Source organism: Marinitenerispora sediminis, from assembly GCF_003336425.1.
Classification (GTDB): domain Bacteria; phylum Actinomycetota; class Actinomycetes; order Streptosporangiales; family Streptosporangiaceae; genus Marinitenerispora; species Marinitenerispora sediminis.
The window spans coordinates 18,617-35,730 of sequence record NZ_QEIO01000028.1 but is presented as its reverse complement, the minus strand read 5'-3'; the positions used below and the strand labels follow the sequence as shown (position 1 = coordinate 35,730).

General features: G+C 72.2%; 18 protein-coding genes and 1 tRNA gene. 2 read left to right on the top strand and 17 right to left on the bottom strand.

Translation table 11 applies throughout. From position 1 onward, the window contains the following. Nucleotides 1–45: 45 nt before the first annotated feature. The 7 genes from DEF28_RS07950 to DEF28_RS07920 form a co-directional block, all read right to left on the bottom strand. Nucleotides 46–714, bottom strand: a complete 669-nt coding sequence (locus tag DEF28_RS07950; RefSeq protein WP_114397126.1) for a hypothetical protein — start codon at nt 712–714, stop codon at nt 46–48. Between the two features lie 848 nt (nt 715–1,562). Further along, a tRNA-Val gene (locus tag DEF28_RS07945) sits at nt 1,563–1,636 on the bottom strand. Nucleotides 1,637–1,699: 63 nt separating this feature from the next. Further along, complete coding sequence (locus tag DEF28_RS07940) at nt 1,700–2,047, bottom strand: hypothetical protein (protein WP_114397127.1); 348 nt, start codon at nt 2,045–2,047, stop codon at nt 1,700–1,702. Between the two features lie 17 nt (nt 2,048–2,064). Beyond that, nucleotides 2,065–2,526, bottom strand: coding sequence for a peroxiredoxin (locus DEF28_RS07935; protein WP_114397128.1), 462 nt, complete (start codon nt 2,524–2,526; stop codon nt 2,065–2,067). Between the two features lie 124 nt (nt 2,527–2,650). After that, entirely contained in the window at nt 2,651–3,082 is a 432-nt protein-coding gene (locus tag DEF28_RS07930) for a DUF3052 domain-containing protein (RefSeq protein WP_114397129.1), read from the bottom strand. 154 nt (nt 3,083–3,236) lie between these two features. Beyond that, nucleotides 3,237–3,665, bottom strand: coding sequence for a secondary thiamine-phosphate synthase enzyme YjbQ (locus DEF28_RS07925; protein WP_114397130.1), 429 nt, complete (start codon nt 3,663–3,665; stop codon nt 3,237–3,239). Between the two features lie 66 nt (nt 3,666–3,731). Then, entirely contained in the window at nt 3,732–4,217 is a 486-nt protein-coding gene (locus DEF28_RS07920) for a DUF3060 domain-containing protein (protein ID WP_114397131.1), read from the bottom strand. A 266-nt stretch (nt 4,218–4,483) separates the two neighbouring features. On the opposite strand from DEF28_RS07920, the gene DEF28_RS07915 reads away from it, so the two are divergent. Further along, nucleotides 4,484–6,295, top strand: a complete 1,812-nt coding sequence (locus DEF28_RS07915; protein ID WP_114397132.1) for a DUF7800 domain-containing protein — start codon at nt 4,484–4,486, stop codon at nt 6,293–6,295. A gap of 6 nt (nt 6,296–6,301) precedes the next feature. On the opposite strand, the gene DEF28_RS07910 is transcribed toward DEF28_RS07915, so the two are convergent. Both DEF28_RS07910 and DEF28_RS07905 read right to left on the bottom strand, forming a co-directional pair. Continuing rightward, the gene (locus DEF28_RS07910) at nt 6,302–7,108 is read right to left on the bottom strand and encodes a putative hydro-lyase (protein ID WP_114397133.1); all 807 of its coding nucleotides are present in this window, start codon (nt 7,106–7,108) and stop codon (nt 6,302–6,304) included. A gap of 108 nt (nt 7,109–7,216) precedes the next feature. Continuing rightward, entirely contained in the window at nt 7,217–7,516 is a 300-nt protein-coding gene (locus DEF28_RS07905) for a hypothetical protein (protein ID WP_114397134.1), read from the bottom strand. A 117-nt stretch (nt 7,517–7,633) separates the two neighbouring features. Between DEF28_RS07905 and DEF28_RS07900 the strand changes: the two genes are divergently transcribed. Further along, nucleotides 7,634–8,416, top strand: coding sequence for a GntR family transcriptional regulator (locus tag DEF28_RS07900; protein ID WP_114397135.1), 783 nt, complete (start codon nt 7,634–7,636; stop codon nt 8,414–8,416). Between the two features lie 31 nt (nt 8,417–8,447). Here DEF28_RS07900 and DEF28_RS07895 read toward each other — a convergent pair whose 3' ends face one another. From DEF28_RS07895 to pepE, 8 genes are read right to left on the bottom strand one after another with little or no spacing between them, the layout of a single operon-like run. Next, nucleotides 8,448–9,419, bottom strand: a complete 972-nt coding sequence (locus DEF28_RS07895) for an ABC transporter ATP-binding protein (protein ID WP_181874255.1) — start codon at nt 9,417–9,419, stop codon at nt 8,448–8,450. Next, the gene (locus tag DEF28_RS07890) at nt 9,419–10,450 is read right to left on the bottom strand and encodes an ABC transporter ATP-binding protein (protein ID WP_114397136.1); all 1,032 of its coding nucleotides are present in this window, start codon (nt 10,448–10,450) and stop codon (nt 9,419–9,421) included. Before DEF28_RS07890 ends, DEF28_RS07895 begins: the two co-directional genes overlap by 1 nt. A gap of 4 nt (nt 10,451–10,454) precedes the next feature. Then, a complete protein-coding gene (locus tag DEF28_RS07885; protein WP_114397137.1) occupies nt 10,455–11,399 on the bottom strand; it encodes a DUF1177 domain-containing protein in 945 nt (314 codons plus the stop codon). Further along, nucleotides 11,399–12,745, bottom strand: coding sequence for a M20 family metallopeptidase (locus DEF28_RS07880; RefSeq protein ID WP_114397138.1), 1,347 nt, complete (start codon nt 12,743–12,745; stop codon nt 11,399–11,401). Before DEF28_RS07880 ends, DEF28_RS07885 begins: the two co-directional genes overlap by 1 nt. Continuing rightward, entirely contained in the window at nt 12,742–14,316 is a 1,575-nt protein-coding gene (locus DEF28_RS07875) for an ABC transporter substrate-binding protein (protein ID WP_114397139.1), read from the bottom strand. The genes DEF28_RS07880 and DEF28_RS07875 overlap by 4 nt, the downstream gene beginning before the upstream one ends. A gap of 20 nt (nt 14,317–14,336) precedes the next feature. Further along, nucleotides 14,337–15,251 carry an ABC transporter permease gene (locus DEF28_RS07870; RefSeq protein ID WP_114397140.1) on the bottom strand — a complete coding sequence of 305 codons (915 nt, stop codon included), beginning with the start codon at nt 15,249–15,251 and terminating at the stop codon, nt 14,337–14,339. Continuing rightward, entirely contained in the window at nt 15,244–16,254 is a 1,011-nt protein-coding gene (locus tag DEF28_RS07865) for an ABC transporter permease (RefSeq protein ID WP_114397141.1), read from the bottom strand. Before DEF28_RS07865 ends, DEF28_RS07870 begins: the two co-directional genes overlap by 8 nt. Beyond that, nucleotides 16,248–16,994 (bottom strand): dipeptidase PepE, encoded by a 747-nt coding sequence (pepE, locus tag DEF28_RS07860; protein ID WP_114397142.1) that lies wholly within the window; start codon nt 16,992–16,994, stop codon nt 16,248–16,250. Before pepE ends, DEF28_RS07865 begins: the two co-directional genes overlap by 7 nt. Nucleotides 16,995–17,114 lie beyond the last annotated feature (120 nt).

Below are 17,114 nucleotides of genomic sequence, written 5' to 3'. Positions count from 1 at the left end.
TCCCGGCTGCGCCCTGCCCAACGCTTCTCCGGGGCCCGCGTAGCGTCACGAGGACGTGAAGGAGAACGTGCCGTACGTCCCCGTCTCCATCGCGAAGGTCTCGACTCCGCCGGACCCCTGCGCCTGGCAGGTCACGCCGGTGTCGCCGCCCGGGGTGACGAGCGCGAACTCCTCCATGTCGCACAGCACGGCCTCGGCCTCGGCGTACCACCGCAGCGCGTCCTCCGCGACGTCGCGGGAGATGGGCTTGCTCTCCGCCGCCGCCTCGAAGGAGAAGACGTACTCGCCCCCGTTGATGTCGACGTTCCAGGGGACCTCAAGGCCCTGGTAGGTCACCGTGCAGGTGATGCTCTCCTGTGCGGTGGCACCGGTCTCCGGGCACTCCGCCGTCGCGGAGGGGTCGGCGGCCTGCGCGAAGGTGATCGTCTCGGTCAGCAGTTCGTACTCGATCTGCTCGCCCGGGGACGCGGAGTCGGCCGGCTCCGGCGGCAGCTCGCTCTCGTCGAACCTGGGCGCCGAGGAGGGGACGGGGCCGGTACGGAAGTCACCGGAAACCGCGGGGGCCTCGCCCGGCGTCTCCTCCACGGCGGCCGGCGCCGGAGCCTGGGCGGGCAGCTCACTGTCCGAAGCTCCGCCGCAGCCGGCAAGGGCACCGACGGCGAGCAGACCGACGACCGTGCCGGTGAGTCGCTGCTGGACGGGGGTAGGTCTCATGGATCTCTCTTCTCACTGATGCGGGGACGCCTGACCAGGTCCGCGGGACGGAGCCGGATCGGACCGGGCCGCGTTTCGCCTGCCGCGGCGTGGTCGTCCTCATCACGTCATGCCTGAAGTCACTGGCACGGACCATGATCACGACTCGCCGCACGCGTGTCCATCACGATGCCTCCACACCTTCTTGACGCTGCGTCCACGCGGCTGCCCCCTGCCCCGCGACCTGGCGGGTTACCGGGTGCGCCCCGCCATCGCCCGGAGTCCCGCCCGGCAAGCGCTGTCTGACGTCGCCCGGGCTGGGCGCGGCCATCGGCCATTGACCGCCCCACACTCGGTTCGCGCCCGTGCGGCAGCCCTTCGACCGCACGGGGAACGGCGCCACCACGATCGGCGGCGATCCCAAGGACCCACCGTCGACAACCCGTGGCGCCTGCGCCCCCTGCCTCCAGGGGACGCGGTCCCCGCCGTCATGGCCCAGCGGCGGGGGCGGCCGGGGTGTTTCGCGAGGTCGGCCGGTGGGTCAGGACGGCGGCGCTGCTGCGGAGACCGATTGGACCGGCGAAGTGCTCTACCGGGTGATCGTTCATCGCTACAACCAGCAGCTCCCGCGCATCTACACGGCGAATTACCCGCCCAAGCTACGCCAAGTGCCTCGTCGGCGAAGAGGAGCACGCCAAGCAGCGGATCGAGGAAGCCCTCCGCCGCTCGCACGGCTGAGGAATGTTGCCGCGTATTTGCCGTAACCAGCTGCTGACGGCCACCGCCGCTCACCAACAACCACCGAGGCACGACAACGCCCCCTGCCCTGTTGTCCCAGGCCAGGGGGCGTTTCTCGTGTTCGGGGAGTGTGGGCGCGAGAGGACTCGAACCTCCGACCACCCGCTTGTAAGGCGGGGGCTCTGACCAACTGAGCTACACGCCCGTGGTGATGCCGGGTCGCCACTCTGCTCGGGGTGGCGACGACGACGATAGTACCGGTTTCGCGCTAGCCGTGCGCTCGTGGTGTGGGGAGGCGGGAGAGGCCGCTCAGGGCGCGGGACAGGGCCTGTTCGACCTCGTTGGTCAGGGCGGTGTCCGGTTCCGCCGGTGCCGGGGCGGCGGGTGGGGTCTGCGGGCGGACGTGGCCGCAGCTGTGGCACTCGATCTCGCCGAGGCGGCAGAGCAGGAACGTGGACCGGCAGCGGCCGCAGCGGTCGAGGTCGGCCTTCCAGTCGTGGACGAGTTGGCAGTCCGGGCAGATCTGGACCTGGCGGTCGTGGCGTACGCCGCGTTTCCACGGGTCGGCGCCGCGGGTGGGGTCGTTCTGCCGCGCCCCGCAGATATGGCAGGGCATGGTGTCCTCCGGTCGAATCAGCTCAGCTCGGCGAGCGCCTTGCGGTACTCCTCCAGGTCGCGGACCTCCGAGATGGGGTGCACGACCTTCCAGCGGACGACGCCCTCCCTGTCGATGAGGAACGTCCCGCGCACGGCCAGGCCGCGGGTCTCGTCGAAGACGCCGTACGCCTGCGCCACCCCGCCGTGCGGCCAGAAGTCGGCCAGCAGCGGGAATTCGAGTCCGTCGCGGTCGGCCCACACGCGGTGGGCGAAGACGGAGTCGACGGAGACGGTGAGCAGCTGGGTGTCGTCGTTCACGAACGCGTCGATGTCGTCACGGAGCGCGCCCAGTTCCTCGCCGCACAGTCCCGAGAACGCGAGCGGGTAGAAGACCAGGACGACGTTCTTCTGCCCGGCGAAGTCCGCCAGCCGGACCGGCTGTCCGTGCTGGTCGGAGAGCTCGAAATCCGGCGCCTTGTCGCCAACCTCGATCGGCATGTCGGTCCTCGTTTCCCGTCCCGGAGCGTCCGGGCGTGCCGCCCGCCGGCGGCGGACGGCACGCTCGGTAGTCAACTCTAGGGCAGATGCCTCCGATGGTGCCGCCGGGGCACGTCAGGATCGATCAACGGTGCGTCTTCGGGGCGACCAAGCGGGTGCCCGACCAGTCCTGGCCCGCGCTGACGGCGCTGGTCTGCGACAGGCCCGCGGTCGTGGCCGCCTCGGCGACATCGCTGGGCGACACGTGGCCCTCGCGCCCCGCCTTCGGAGTCAGTACCAGGATGATGCCGCCACCCTCGATGGTGGCCAGCACGTCGACGAGCACGTCGGTCAGGTCGTCCTCTTCGTCGTCCCGCCACCACAGCACCGCGGCGTCCACGACGTCGCCGTAGTCCTCATCGACCAGCTCGTTACCGGTGCACTCGGCGATCGACGCGCGCAGCTGCTCGTCCACGTCGTCGTCGAACCCGAACTCCTGCACCACCTGACCCGGTTTGAATCCGAGTCGTTCGGCCAGGCCACGTTCGCTCTGTGCCTGGCCCGCGGTCGCGCTCACGAAAGTCCTCCTCCACACATCGATGTCGCCCGCTCCTTCCGGGCTCGGCCTACGCGGCCCCGACAACCACCGGGTCGATCCCGCTGTTGCTGGCTAAGTTCACACGCTGGGGTGTCATCCGTCAACGCGTCGCACCCCTCGTGTGCTCCTGCTTCTACCATCCTGCCCCGTTGGCGGAGCTCGTCAAGAACGACAGCCGCACCTGACGCTGTGGATTGTCGATGTTGACGTCCACAATGGCGATAGATTGCCACGTCCCCACCTCCAGCTTCCCGGAAACCACCGGAATCGTGGCGTAGGGCGGGATCAGCGCCGGCATCACGTGCGAGCGCCCGTGACCTGGGGAGCCGTGCCGGTGCCGCCAGCGGTCGTCGGCGGGGAGCAGGTCGCGCAGCGCCGCGAGGAGGTCGTCGTCGGAGCCGGCACCCAGCTCGATGATCGCCACGCCGGCGGTGGCGTGCGGCACGAACACGTGCAGCAGGCCGTCCCCGCCGGCCTCGGCGACGAAGTCCGCACACTGCCGGGTGATATCGGTGATGCTCTCCGAGCGGCCGGTGTGCAGGTCGAGAAGTTGTGTCCGCATGCGGCAACCGTTACCCAGCCGGGCGCCCTGGTCAACATGGGGCGGCGGCCGGGGGGCGCGGCCGCGTCACTCGGTGGCGTCACCGCCCTGCCCGATGGAGTTGCCCTCGCCGACCTGGAGCGACCGCGGGTCCCCCGAGGCGTAGCGGATGGTGTTGCCCGACCCGGCGACGGTGAACGACTCGGCGGTGCCGACGTCGATCTGGTTGTCGCTGCCGGCCACGTTGATGGCACCGCAGGCGCCGTTGAGGACGATCACCGCGTCGCTGGCCAGGACCGTGACGTCGCGGCCGGCGCAGTCCTCGGTGCGTTCCGACTCGCCGCCGGCGATCCGCAGCGTCTCCTCGTCGGAGAGCGAGACCCCGCCCTCGTCGCCGATAGAGACGTCGCCGCCCTCACCGTCGGAGACGGAGACGCCGCTGTCGTCCACCGAGACGCCGCCGTCCTCCCCGGTGACGGACACCCCGTCCTCCGACACCGACACTCCGCAGCCCGTGCCGAACACGCCCACGATCGCCAGGCCGCCCGCGAGGGCCGCGATCCGGTGCCGCATGGGCACCTCCTTCCGTTCGCGCCGGCCCCACGGGCCGGACTCCGCTCTTGACTCGCACCTTAGAGCGACGGAGGGTGCGGCGGAGTTCCCAAGGACACCGCATCGGGGTGACACTCGCCTCTCCGCCCGGACTCCGCCGCGCCGTCCGGCCGGGCGGCCGCGCCGGAGTGCCCGACGCCACTTCGCCCGCCGGCGGCGGATACCGCCATACTCGGCAGCGGGCCGCATCCCGGCGGCCCCGCAGGAGGCACGGAGGAGACGCGACAGTGGGCGCCCGACTACGGCTCGGCCCGGTGCTGCGGCACGCCGGCGAGACAACGGCGACGGTCTGGGTGGAGACCGACGCCCCGTGCCGCGTGACCGTGGCGGCAGGGGAGCGCACGGCGGAGGCCGCCACCTTCACCGTGCACGGCCACCACTACGCGGTCTGCGACGTCGCCGGCCTGGCTCCCGGCACGGCGGCCCCCTACCGGGTGTCGCTGGACGGGGAGCAGGTGTGGCCGGAGCCGGCCGCCGGACGGCCGCCGAGCCTGCTGCGCACCCTCGACCCCGCGGCGCCGCCCCGGATCGTGTTCGGCTCCTGCCGCACGCCGGCCGGCCACGGTCCGCAGGAGGTGCGGCGCTTCGGGGTGGACATGCTGCGGGCGTACGCGCTGCGGCTGGCCGGGCACCGCGCCCGCGCCGACGGCGGTGCTGGCGCCGACGCCGGCACCAGCACCAGCACCGAGGAGCCGACGCTGCTGCTGCTCACCGGCGACCAGGTCTACGCCGACGAGCTCCAGCCGCCCATGGTGGAGTTCCTGCGCGAGCGGCGGGGCGGGCATCCGGCCGCCGCCCCGGAGGCGCCGTCTGCTGGGGCCCCGGAAGCGCCGCCCGCCGGGGGTTCGGCGGCGCGGCCGCCCGGCGAGGTGGTCTCCTTCGCCGAGTACGCCGAGCTGTACCGGCAGGCGTGGAGCGACCCCGACATCCGCTGGCTGCTGTCCACCGTCCCCACGCTGATGCTGTTCGATGACCACGACGTCCGGGACGACTGGAACACCTCCGGAGCGTGGCGGCGTGAGATGGCCGCGCGGCCGTGGTGGCGCCCGCGCGTCACGGCGGGACTCGGCGCCTACTGGGTGTACCAGCACCTGGGCAACCTCTCCCCCGCCGAACGGGCGGCGGACCCGGTGCACCAGGCGGTGACCGCCGCGGCGGGGCCGGACGCGGCGCGCGGCGCCCCAGAGCTCGCCGCTGCGGGGTCCGCGGACTCCGGCGGCCGCGCCCTCGACGCGTTCGCGTGGCGGGCGCACACCGAGCCCGCGAGCTACCGGTGGAGCCACCGCCACGACGTCGGGCGCACCCGCGTACTGATGGTGGACACCCGCTGCGGCCGCGAGGTGGACGACGACGCTCGGCGCTCGATGCTGGGCGCGCGCGGCGCCGCCTGGCTGGACGAGCAGCTGACCGGCGACGTGGACCACCTGGTGCTGGCGAGCACGATCCCGTTCCTGCTGCCGAGCGGCGTGCACCACCTGGAGGCCTGGAACGAGGCCGTGTGCGCCGGGGCGTGGGGGCGCCGGGCGCGGGGCCCGGCCGAGCGGCTGCGCCAGGCGCTGGACCTGGAGCACTGGGCGGCCTTCCAGCGGTCGTTCGGCGAGGTCGCGGCCGCGGTGCTGGAGATGGCGGCCGGCCGCCGCGGGGCGCCCCCGGCGAGCGTGCTGCTGCTCGGCGGCGACGTGCACTTCTCCTACCTCGCCCGGGCCCAGGCGCAGGCGCCGGACCCGGCCGCCGCCGCATCCCCGACCCGGATCGCCCAGCTCGTGTGCTCGCCGATCCGCAACCCGCTGTCGCCGACGCTGCGCCGCATGATGCGGCCGGCCTCGTGGCGGGCCATGGGATGGGCCTGCCGGCTCGCCGCCCGCGCGGCCGGAGTGCGCCGTCCGGCGCTGAAGTGGCGCCTGGACGACGGCCTGTGGTTCGACAACACGCTCGCCACGCTGGTCCTGGACGGCCGGACGGCTGAGGTGCTCTGGGAGCACGCCCCCGACGCCGACCACGCGGTGCGGGAGCTGGCCCGGCACCGGATCACGGACTGAGGTGGTTCAGGGCACCTGGTAGGAACTGTCCCGGACGTCGGTGACGGCCATGTGCCCCGGGGCGTGCCCGATGGCGAACTCCGGGGCCGAGGCCATGACGGCGGCCTGCGGGGTGACGCCGCAGGCCCAGAAGACCGGGACCTCCCCCGGCTCGACCGGCACCGGCTCGCCGAAGTCGGGGCGGCCGAGGTCGGTGATCCCGAGGGCCCCGGGGTCGCCGATGTGCACGGGAGCGCCGTGGACGGCCGGGTAGCGGGAGGTGATCCGGACAGCGTCGGCGACGCGGTCCGCCGGGATCGGCCGCATGGAGACGACGAGGGGCCCGGAGAACCGCCCGGCCGGCCGGCATGGGCGGCTGGTGCGGTACATGGGGACGTTGCGGCCGAGTTCGATGTGGCGGACGGGGACGCCGGCCGCGAGCAGCGGCGTCTCGAAGGTGAAACTGCACCCGATGAGGAAGCCCACGAGGTCGTCCCGCCATGCGTCGCGGACGTCGGTGGGCTCGGCGGTCGGCTCGCCGTTCACGTAGACGCGGTAGGCGGGGAGGTCGGTGCGCAGGTCGCCGCCGAAGATCTCCGTACTGGTCTCACCGGGCTCGGTGACGTCCAGCACCGGGCAGGCCTTCGGGTTGCGCTGCGCGAACAGCAGGAAGTCGAACGCGAGGTCGCGGGGCAGCGCGATGAGGTTGGCCTGGGTGTAGCCCGCCGCGTAGCCGGAGGTGGGCACCCGCAGCCCGGCCCGGAACAGCGCGCGGGCGTCCCGGGGCGAGAGGGCGGCCGGATCGGCGGGCGGGGCGACGCTGGGCGCGGACACGGGGCGGCTCCTTCACATGGCGGGACTCGCTGACCAGGCTATCGAGGCGGGCGGCGGCGGTGGTGACCCGCCTGGGGGGACGGGTCGCCGGCGCCGTGACGCGTACGGTCAGTTCAGCGAGGGGGTCGGTTGGCCGTCCATGGCGACCAGTGTCAGCTCGCGGCTCCGGAAGCGCTTCTCGTGGGCGGCCTGGAACTCGGCGATGGAGGGATATGCGGTCACGTTGATCCGGTCGAAGCGGTAGACGACGACCTGGTCGGACCACGCGAGCAGCCAGCCGAGGATGGCGCCGTCGTGCTCGGCGTAGTCCATCCCGGCGAGCGCGTAGAGCTGGGGGCGGTGGGCCAGACACATGGCGGCCATCGCGTCTTGGAGCGCGAGCTCTGAACGGATGCGTTCGAGGGACATTACCTCTCCCAGAACAAATCGACTTAGTACCGGTACTGTTTTGATGTTTGGACCGGCTCTATGATGCACAACACTCCAACTTTCGTCAACAGTACCGGTACTGTTAAAGTCTCAGTCATGACATCCAAGTACCGCGCAATCGCCGATGACTTGCGGAAGCAGATCGCTTCCGGCCGCTACCCGACGGGAACCACGCTGCCGGGGTACGAAGCGCTCACCGCTGAATACGGAGTGGGGCGAGGAGTCATTCGGTCCGCCCTCGAAGTGCTGGAGGCCGAAGGTCTCGTGTCCGTCGCGAAGCGCAGGGGAATCACGGTGCGGGAGCGCGGCGATCGCCGCCGGCTGCGACGCGGAACCCAGGTGGCCCGCGATCCCGCCAGGGGGTACGTGTTTCCGGCAGCATCCAGACCAGACGAACCGTGGCAGGTGCACGGTCGCCCGCGCCGGGAGACGCTGCCCATTCCCGCTCGCCCTGCCGAACTACTCGGTCTCGACTTGGACACTCCAGTGCTCCGCCGACGACGGGTGACCAGCCCGACCGGTGAGCCTCCGTTCCAGCTCGTGGACACGTGGATCCACCCGCGTGGAGTCGAGGACGCGCACCAGGTTGCCGAAGCGCACACGGGGCCGGGTGGTTACCTAGATCGACTCGAAGAGGCCGGGCACGGACCGCTGTCCTGGACCGAGTACGTGCGAGTGCGCATGCCGCTACGTGAGGAGGCACGCCTCCTTGAGATGCCCGAGGCCATGCCGGTACTCGAACTGGCTCGGGTCGGGACCTCTGCGGCGACCGGCGCCCCGATCGAGGTGACGGTATGTGTCATCCCGTCCGACCGGGTGGAGATGGTGTCTCAACTGCGACGTGCGTCGTCAGCGAAGTGGGAGGAGACGGCGTCCTGACAGCGGCCGGCCCGGACGCCGAACGTCCGGGCTACTCCGCCAGGTGACACGCCACCTCGCGCGGTCCGCTCTCCCCCGCCAGCACGCGCGTCTCCGGTCTCTCCACCCGGCAGCGCTCGGTGGCCAGCGGGCAGCGGGTGTGGAACGCGCACCCCGCCGGCGGGTCGCTCGGGCTCGGCAGGTCGCCCGTGAGGACCACCCGCTCCCGGCGGGCCGCCGGGTCCGGGACCGGGAGTGCCGACAGCAGCGCCCGGGTGTAGGGGTGCTTGGGGTCGGCGAACAGGTCGGCGGTGTCGGCCAGCTCCACCACCCGCCCCAGGTACATCACCGCGACCCGGTCGCTGATGAAGCGCACCACCGACAGGTCGTGCGAGATGAACAGGTACGTCATCCCGAACTCCTGCTGGAGGTCCTTCATCAGGTTGATGACCTGCGCCTGCACGCTGACGTCCAGCGCGGAGACCGGCTCGTCGGCGACCACCAGGTCGGGGTTGAGCAGCAGGGCGCGGGCGATGGAGATGCGCTGGCGCTGGCCGCCGGAGAACTCGTGCGGGTAGCGCGAACGGTGGTGCGCGCTCAGGCCCACCGTCTCCAGGATGTCGCCGATGCGCTCCCGGACCGCGTCCCGGCCGAGGTCGGTGTGGGTGCGCAGCACCTCGGTCAGGGTCCGCTCCACGGTCCAGCGCGGGTCCAGGCTGGCGTAGGGGTCCTGGAAGACGAGCTGCATCCGGCGGCGGAACCGGCGCAGCTCGGCGGGACCGAGGCCGGCGAGGTCGGTGCCGTCCACCCGGACGGTTCCGGCGGTGGGCTCGATGAGCCGCAGGATCGCACGCCCGGTGGTGGACTTGCCGCAGCCGGACTCACCGACGATGCCGAGGGTCTCGCCGCGCCCGGCGGTCAGGTCCACGCCGTCGACCGCACGCACCGGTGCGCCGGTGCGGCCCCAGCCGCCGCGCACCGGGAAGTGCTTGGTGAGGCCCTCGACCGTGAGCAGGGTGTCCATCAGCTCGCCTCCGGGTACAGCAGGCAGCGGGTGTCGTGGTCCTCGCCGGTGGGGACCAGCGGCACCCGGGTGTGGTCGCAGCCGGCGAAGCGGCGGTCGCAGCGCGGCGCGAACCGGCAGCCCGGCGGCAGGTCGTCCGGCGGCGGCACGCTGCCGGGGATGAGGGCGAGCCGGTCGGCGCCGGCGTTCATCGCGGGCAGCGACCGCAGCAGCCCCCGGGTGTAGGGGTGCCGCGGCTCGGCGAAGAGCCGGCCGACGTCGGCCTGCTCCACGATCTGCCCGCTGTACATCACGGCGACCCGGTCGCAGGTCTCGGCGACCACGCCCAAATCGTGGGTGATGAGCAGCACGGCGGTACCGGTCGCCTCCTGCAGGTCCCGGATGAGCTCCAGGATCTGCGCCTGGATGGTGACGTCGAGCGCCGTGGTGGGCTCGTCGGCGATGAGCACCTCGGGCTCGCACGCCATCGCCATCGCGATCATCACGCGCTGCCGCATCCCGCCGGACAGCTCGTGCGGGTACTGCCCGACCAGCCGCGCCGGACGTGAGATACCGACCTGGCCGAGGGCGTCCACGGCCCGGGCGCGCGCCTGCGCGCGCGACATCCCCAGGTGGCGGCGGAGCGGCTCGGCGAGCTGGTCCCCGATGGTGAACGCCGGGTTCAGCGAGGTCATCGGCTCCTGGAAGATCATCGCGATCCGGTTGCCGCGGATGGCCCGCATGCGGCGCTCGGAGAGCTCGGCCAGGTCCTGGCCGCCGAAGCTGATGCACCCGCCGGTCACCCGCGCGGTGTCGCGGGGCAGCAGCCGCATGATCGACAGCGAGGTGACACTCTTGCCGCAGCCCGACTCGCCGACGAGGCCCAGGGTCTCGCCGCGGCGCAGCTCCAGCGACACTCCGTCGACGGGCGTGATCGCGCCGCGCGACGTGCGGAAGCCGACCCGCAGGTCCTCGACCCGCAGGACGGGCTCGGCGGCGCCGCCGGGCGCCCCGGAGCGGGGCGGGCCGGCGGCGCGGTCCGTCGATGTCACGGCCTCACCCCACGTCCGCGCCGAGGGTCTGGAACCGCGTCATCGACCCGTACAGCCGCACCAGCCGGTCGAACTCCGCGGCGTCGTGGAACTGCGCCTGTCCGGCGGTGAACGCCTTGCCGACCTCCACCGCGTAGCGGGCGGCCTCGGCGATGTCGGTCTCGTGGCTGGCGCCGGTGCCGCACCCGGGGACGGCGCTGGCCGCGGTGATCGCCAGCCCGACGACGGGCGCGGCGGTGGCCACGGCCGGCTGCAGGATGGAGTTGATGTGGTACAGCTCGTTGCCGTAGGGCGTGATGTCCTGCGTGGTCACCGGGTAGGTGACCACCGGCCGGCCGGTGACGGTCTCCAGCAGTTCGACGAGGTCGGGGCTGACCCGCAGGATGTAGCCCTCCTTGACGGTGGGCGACAGCGCGAGGCCGCGGTGGTTGATGATCCGGTTGCCCTTGGTGGTGTCGATGGACAGCACGGCGTCCATCTCGGGCGACACCTCGTGGTCGTTCATCTGGTCCATGTCGACCGAGGAGCCCATGAACGGCACCGGGTCGTGCGGCTCGGTGGGGGCGTCGGGGCAGACGTGCGTGCCGATGATGACGTCGCCGGCCAGCCGGTCGCCGCGCCGCGCCATGACGGTGAGCTTCTCGGCGGCGCTGAGCGCCGCGACCGCGCCGTCGCCGTCGGAGACGAAGCCGATGCGTTCGGGCCGCGCCCCGACACCGCCGAGCCGGCCGACGATGCCGAGCGTGGGCGCGGCGCCGCCGGAGAGCTTGCCGTGGGTCCCGGGGACGACGACCCGCACGAAGTCGGTGCTGCCGAGCTCGCCCTGCACGGTGGTGACGTCGATCTTGACGTCGGCCGCGCCGATGGCCGCGAGGCGGTCGGCCACGGCGGCGCCGGTGACCGCCGGATCGTCGAGCAGGTCGATCATGTCGAGTACATGCCGGAGCACTAGTTCGTTCCCTTCTGCCCGGCGGCGGAGCCGGGGTCGACGGTGTCCAGGTAGCGCAGCGCGGTGAGGGCGTAGACCTTGGCGGAGTCGACGACCTGGTGGGCGCGGGTCCGCTCGTTGAAGCCGTGGATGGTCGGCAGGTGGGCGGGGCCGTACTGCAGGACCGGGATGCCGGCCTGGCGGAACCAGCGGGCGTCGCTGGTCGCCCACTGCAGGACGCCGTAGCCCTCGGGGTCGACCACCTCGCGGACGGCGCCGACGAGGGTGTCGACCACCGGGTCGGTGGGCGGGGTCCAGTTGGCCTCGGAACGCGAACCGCGTTCCACGAGTTCGGCCTCCACCCCGACCTCGGCGAGCAGCCGGCGGGCCTCGGCCAGGACGTCGTCGCGCCGCACCCCGAACGGCACCCGGCAGTCCACGGTGAGCACGCAGGTGTCGGCGACGACGTTGATGGCCGTGCCGCCGTGCACGGTGCCGATGTTGACGGTGACGTGGTCGAACGCGGCGCCGAAGTCCTCGGGTTCGCGGGTGCGCACGTACTCCTTGGAGACGGCGATGATCTCGGCCATCTCCTCGGGGATGTCGGGTGTGATGTCGAACAGCGACTGCAGCGCCATGATCGCCTTGGCCGCCTTGACGTTGGCCGACACGCCCGAGAGCGGGGACAGGCTGCCGTGCCCCGGCCGGCCGGTGATGCGCAGCTCGAACTGGCAGCTGCCCTTCTGCCCGATGGTGGGGTTGCCGGGGGCGGACGGCTCGGCGATGACCGCGCCGGTGACGCCGGCCAGCAGGCCGTCCGCCACGATGCGGGGCAGGCCGCGCACACCGCCGGTCTCCTCGTCGGCGACGGACACGAAGGTGACCGGTCCGCCGAGCGGCACCCGCAGCTCGGCGAGCAGCGCGGTCACGAACAGCACGCCGGCGAGGCCGGCCTTCATGTCGCTGGCGCCGCGGCCGCGCAGCCAGCCGTCGACGACGTCGCCGGCGAAGGGGGCGAAGTCCCAGCGGGAGCGGTCCCCGACCGGGACGACGTCGGCGTGCCCGGCCAGGGCGAGGTGCCGCCCGCCGGGGGCCGCCGCGGCGGCCCCCGGGTAGGTGGCGAGGACGTTGGTCCGCCCCTCGCCGCCGTCGTGGCGCACGGCCGCCAGGCCGCGGCCGTCGAGGTAGTCGGCGATGAAGTCGCTGACGGCGGGGTCGTCGCCGGGCGGGTTCTCACTGGGGATCCGGATGAGGGCCCCGGCCAGCTCCAGCAGCTCCGCGGAGCGCTCGTCGATGGCCGCCAGCAGCGCACGTTCCCAGTCCCGCCGCCCGTTCCCGCCGCGGGAGCTCGCACCGGACGCGGTCACGCCTCCTCCTTGCTCATCGGGTAGAACCGGATGATCTCGTCGGGGTAGAAGGTGTAGCCCCGCACCGCGGTGCTGGTCACGACGACCTGCTTGTACTGGTACAGGTACAGCCACGGCGCGTCGGCGGTGATGAGGTCCTGGGCCTCGGCGTAGAGCGCGTCGCGCTTGTCGGCGTCCTGCTCGTCGCGGGCCTGGTCGAGCAGCTCGTCGACCTCGGGGTTGCTGTAGTGGCCGTAGTTGCTGGAGGCGTCGGTGGCGAGCAGGAACCCGAGGTGGTAGCCGGGGTCGTTGACGAAGGACGTCCACTTGCTGATGAACGCCTCCGCGCTGCCTTCCTTGATGGTCTCTAGGAACTGCTGGCGGGCCATGTTCTCGATGTTCATCGTGACGCCGACGTCCTCAAGGGCGGCCTTGATGAGCACGGCGTCGTCGTTCCAGTCCTGGAAGCCGGAGCCGAGGGTGAAGGTGAACTCGAAGCCGTCCTCGTAGCCGGCCTCCCTGAGCAGCTCCCGCGCCTTGTCGGGGTCGTAGGAGTAGGGGTTGCCGCTGTCGGTGTGGCCGGGCATGGTGCTGGGCAGCGCGGAGCGCAGCGGCTCGGCCTGACCGTACATGACGTCGTCGACGAGCTGGTCGTAGGGAATGGCGTAGGAGAGGGCCTCGCGGACCTCGGGGTCGTCGAACGGCTCGACCTCGGTGTTCAGCGCGAAGTAGAGGATCCGGTTGGACGGCTCGGAGCTGACCGCCAGGTCCTCGTTCCGCTGGAGGGTCTCGATGTCCTTGGCGGGGATCTCGATGGCCGCGTCGATGCTGCCCTGGTCCAGCAGCTGCACCCGGTTGGACGCCTCGCTGATGAACTTCATGGTGACCTGCTCCAGCTGGGGCGCGCCCTGCCAGTAGTCGGTGTTCGCCTGGAGGACGGCCTGGGTGGCGGGGTCCCACTCCTCGATGGTGTAGGGGCCGGAGCCGGCGGTGTTGCGGGCCAGCCACTCGGCGCCGCCGTTGGCCTCGGCGGTCTCGCTGTCGATGATCGACCAGGAGTACTGGGAGACGAGCGGCAGCAGCAGGGAGGTGGGCTGGGACAGGGTCAGGGTGACGGTGTGCTCGTCGGTGGCCTCGACGTCCTCGATGTTGGCGAGCTCGTACATGAAGGACGCCGAGGAGGAGTCGCGGACGTGCTCGAAGGAGTAGACGACGTCGTCGGCGGTGAGGGGGTTGCCGCTCTGGAAGGTGACGTCGTCGCGCAGGTGGAAGGTCCAGGTGCGCTCGTCGTCGGAGGTCTCCCAGGACTCGGCGAGCATCGGATCGAACTGCCCGGAGTCGGCGACGGCGGTGCCGTCGCGCTCCTCGACCTTGGGCTGCACGAGCTGATCGTAGGCGGCGTAGACGAAGGTGTCGCTGGTGAGGTCGTTGGCCTCGGCGGGGTCGAGGACGCTGCCGCCCTCGGAGTAGCCGATGACCAGCGAGGACGCTCCGGATCCGGCGGAGTCCTGGTTGGCGTTGGCGGCGCAGCCGCCGGCGAGCACCGCCACGGACAGCGCCGCGGCGGCGCCTCCTATCAGTTGCTTGCGCATGGGTGTGTTCTCCTGCTGTCTCATCTGGAGGTGCGCAGTCGCGGGTCGAGGACGTCGCGCAGACCGTCACCCAGGAGGTTGAATCCGAGGATCGACGTGGCGATCGCGAGGCCGGGGAAGGTGGCCAGCCACCATTCGCCGGTGATGATGTAGCCGCGCGCCTCGGAGATCATCACGCCCCATTCGGGCGTGGGGGGCTGCACTCCGAGTCCGAGGAAGCTCAGCGACGCGGCGGTGAGGATGGCGAAGCCCATCCCGAGGCTGGCGCGGACCAGCAGCGGGGCGAGGGCGTTGGGGAACACGTGCCGCACCAGGATCGCCGGTGTGGTGAGTCCCAGGGCCCGACCCGCCTCGATGAATTCGCGTTCCTTCAACGACAGGGTCAGTCCGTACATGATCCGCGCGAACTCCGGGATGCCGACCACGCCGACGGCGATCATCGCCGAGAGCAGGCCGGGCCCGAGCGAGGCCGCGATGGCCATCGCCAGGATGAGCTGCGGGAATGCGAGGAGGGCGTCCATGAGCCGCATGACCGCGCCGCCGAGCCGGCCGCCGCGGAATGCGGCGATCGCGCCGAGCGGCACGCCCACGGCGAAGGAGATGCCGACGCCGATGAGGCCGGTCCACAGGGTGAGCCGGGCGCCGTAGAGGACGCGGGTGAAGATGTCGCGCCCGTAGCTGTCGGTGCCGAACCAGTGCTCGGCGGAGGGGGCGAGCAGCTTGATCGCGGTATCGGGCCGGTTGGGCTCGAAGGGGGCGACCAGCGGCGCGAGCAGCCCGAGGACGGTCCAGGCGAGGATGATCGCCAGGCCGGCGGTCGGCAGCGGCTTGCGCAGCAGCAGCCGCAGCGTGCCGGCGTCGCGGCGCGGCCGGGCGGCGGGGGCGCCCGGTGCGGCGCCGGGTGCGGCGGAGGCCGGGGTCGTGGTGTCAGGCATGGCGCACCCTGGGGTCCAGAAGGCCGTGCACGAGGTCGACCGCCAGGTTCACCAGGCTGAAGACGACGGCCGAGATGATGGTGAACGCCTGAACCGGCGCGTAGTCGTTGGCGAGGATCGCCTGCGTGACGTAGCTGCCGATCCCGGGCCAGGAGAAGATGGTCTCGGTGATGACCGCGCCGCCCATGAGCGCGCCGAGCTGCAGGCCCAGCACGGTGACGACGGGCGGGGCGGCGTTCTTGAGGGCGTGCTTGCCGACGACGACCGTCTCGGGCATGCCCTTGGCGCGGGCGGTGCGCACGTAGTCCTGCTCGACTACTTCGAGCATGCTGGAGCGGGTCATCCGGGAGATCACGGCGAGGGTGCCGGTCGCCAGGCACAGCGCCGGCCAGATGACGTGCGCGGCGGCGGAGCCGAGGGCGATCACGTCGCCGGACAGCACCGCGTCCAGCAGGTAGAGGCCGGTGATGTCGGTGGGCGGGTTGAGGCCCTGGCCGATCCGGCCGAGCGGGGCGGGCTCCCAGCCGAGCATGCCGTAGAAGACGTTGATCATCAGCAGGCCGAGCCAGAACAGCGGCATCGACGCGCCGACGAGGCCGAGCACCCGGGAGAAGTGGTCGATCGGCCGGTCGCGGCGGACGGCCGAGGCGATGCCGAGGGGCACGGCGACCAGCACGGCGATGGCGAGGCTGACCAGCGCGAGCTCCAGGGTGGCGGGCAGCCGGTCGGCGAAGTCCTCCAGCACCGGGCGCCCGGTGTGCCAGGCGGTGCCGAGGTCGCCGCGCAGCAGTCCGCCGAGGTAGCTGACGAACTGGACGGGGAGCGGCTGGTCGAGGCCCATCTCGGCGCGGACGCGCTCGACGGCCTCAGGCGGCGCCTGGTCGCCGACGACCGCGCGGGCGGGGTCGCCGGGCAGCAGCCGCGTGAGGGCGAAGCTGATCACCACGACCACCAGGAGGGTGGGGACGGTGGCGAGCAGCCGGCGCAGCGCGAACCTCAGCACTCGGGCCCCCGCGGCTCACCTGCGCGGGGCGCGGTCTCCAGGGCGGCGAGGTCGGAGCCGAGGGGCAGCGGCGCGGGGTCGGCGCCCCGGGCGAACAGCACGCCGTCGCGGGTGCCGCCGAGGGTCACCGTGCCGCCGAGGGCGGTGATCCAGGACCCCTCGGGGAGCCCGACCACGGGGACGGCGTTCTCCTCCAGGTACTCGGCGAGCCGCTGCTCCCGGGTCTCCCCCATGTGGCCGGGGGCGATGCCGCCGCCCACGTAGTGCGGGTTGATCTGGAAGCCGACCAGGCCGAGCGCGGTGAAGCTGGGCGGCTGCACGATGGGCATGTCGTTGGTAGTGCGGATGCTCGGCCCGGCGAGCACGGTGCCGGCGCTGGCGCCCATGTAGGGCAGTCCGGCGGCGACCCTGCGGCGCAGCACGTCGAGGAGCCCGGTGCGGTACACGGCGTCGGTGAGGCGGAAGGTGTTGCCGCCGCCGACGAAGACCCCGTCGGCTTCGGCCACGACGGCCGCCGGGTCGCCGGTGTGCACACCGGTGACCTGGTAGCCGAGGGCGCCGAGTCCGGCGGCGGCCTTGGCGGTGTAGCGGTCCCAGTCGTGCAGGGCGTAGGGCACGAACGCGATGCGCCCGCCGGCCGGGAAGTGCGCCCGGATCGGGGCGGCGGCGTGCGCGAGGTAGTCGCGGCCGGCCTGAGTCGAGTTGCTCAGCAACAGCACGCGTCGGCCGTGGTCGGCCATGTGGTCCCTCCCCTGCCTGAGCTGCGACGTTTCGAGAAGAGTCGCACCGGTATTGCGGAGACCGCAACCGTTTCTCTAATATCGCAACAAGTTCACGGAAAAGTTACATAAAGTCCAGAA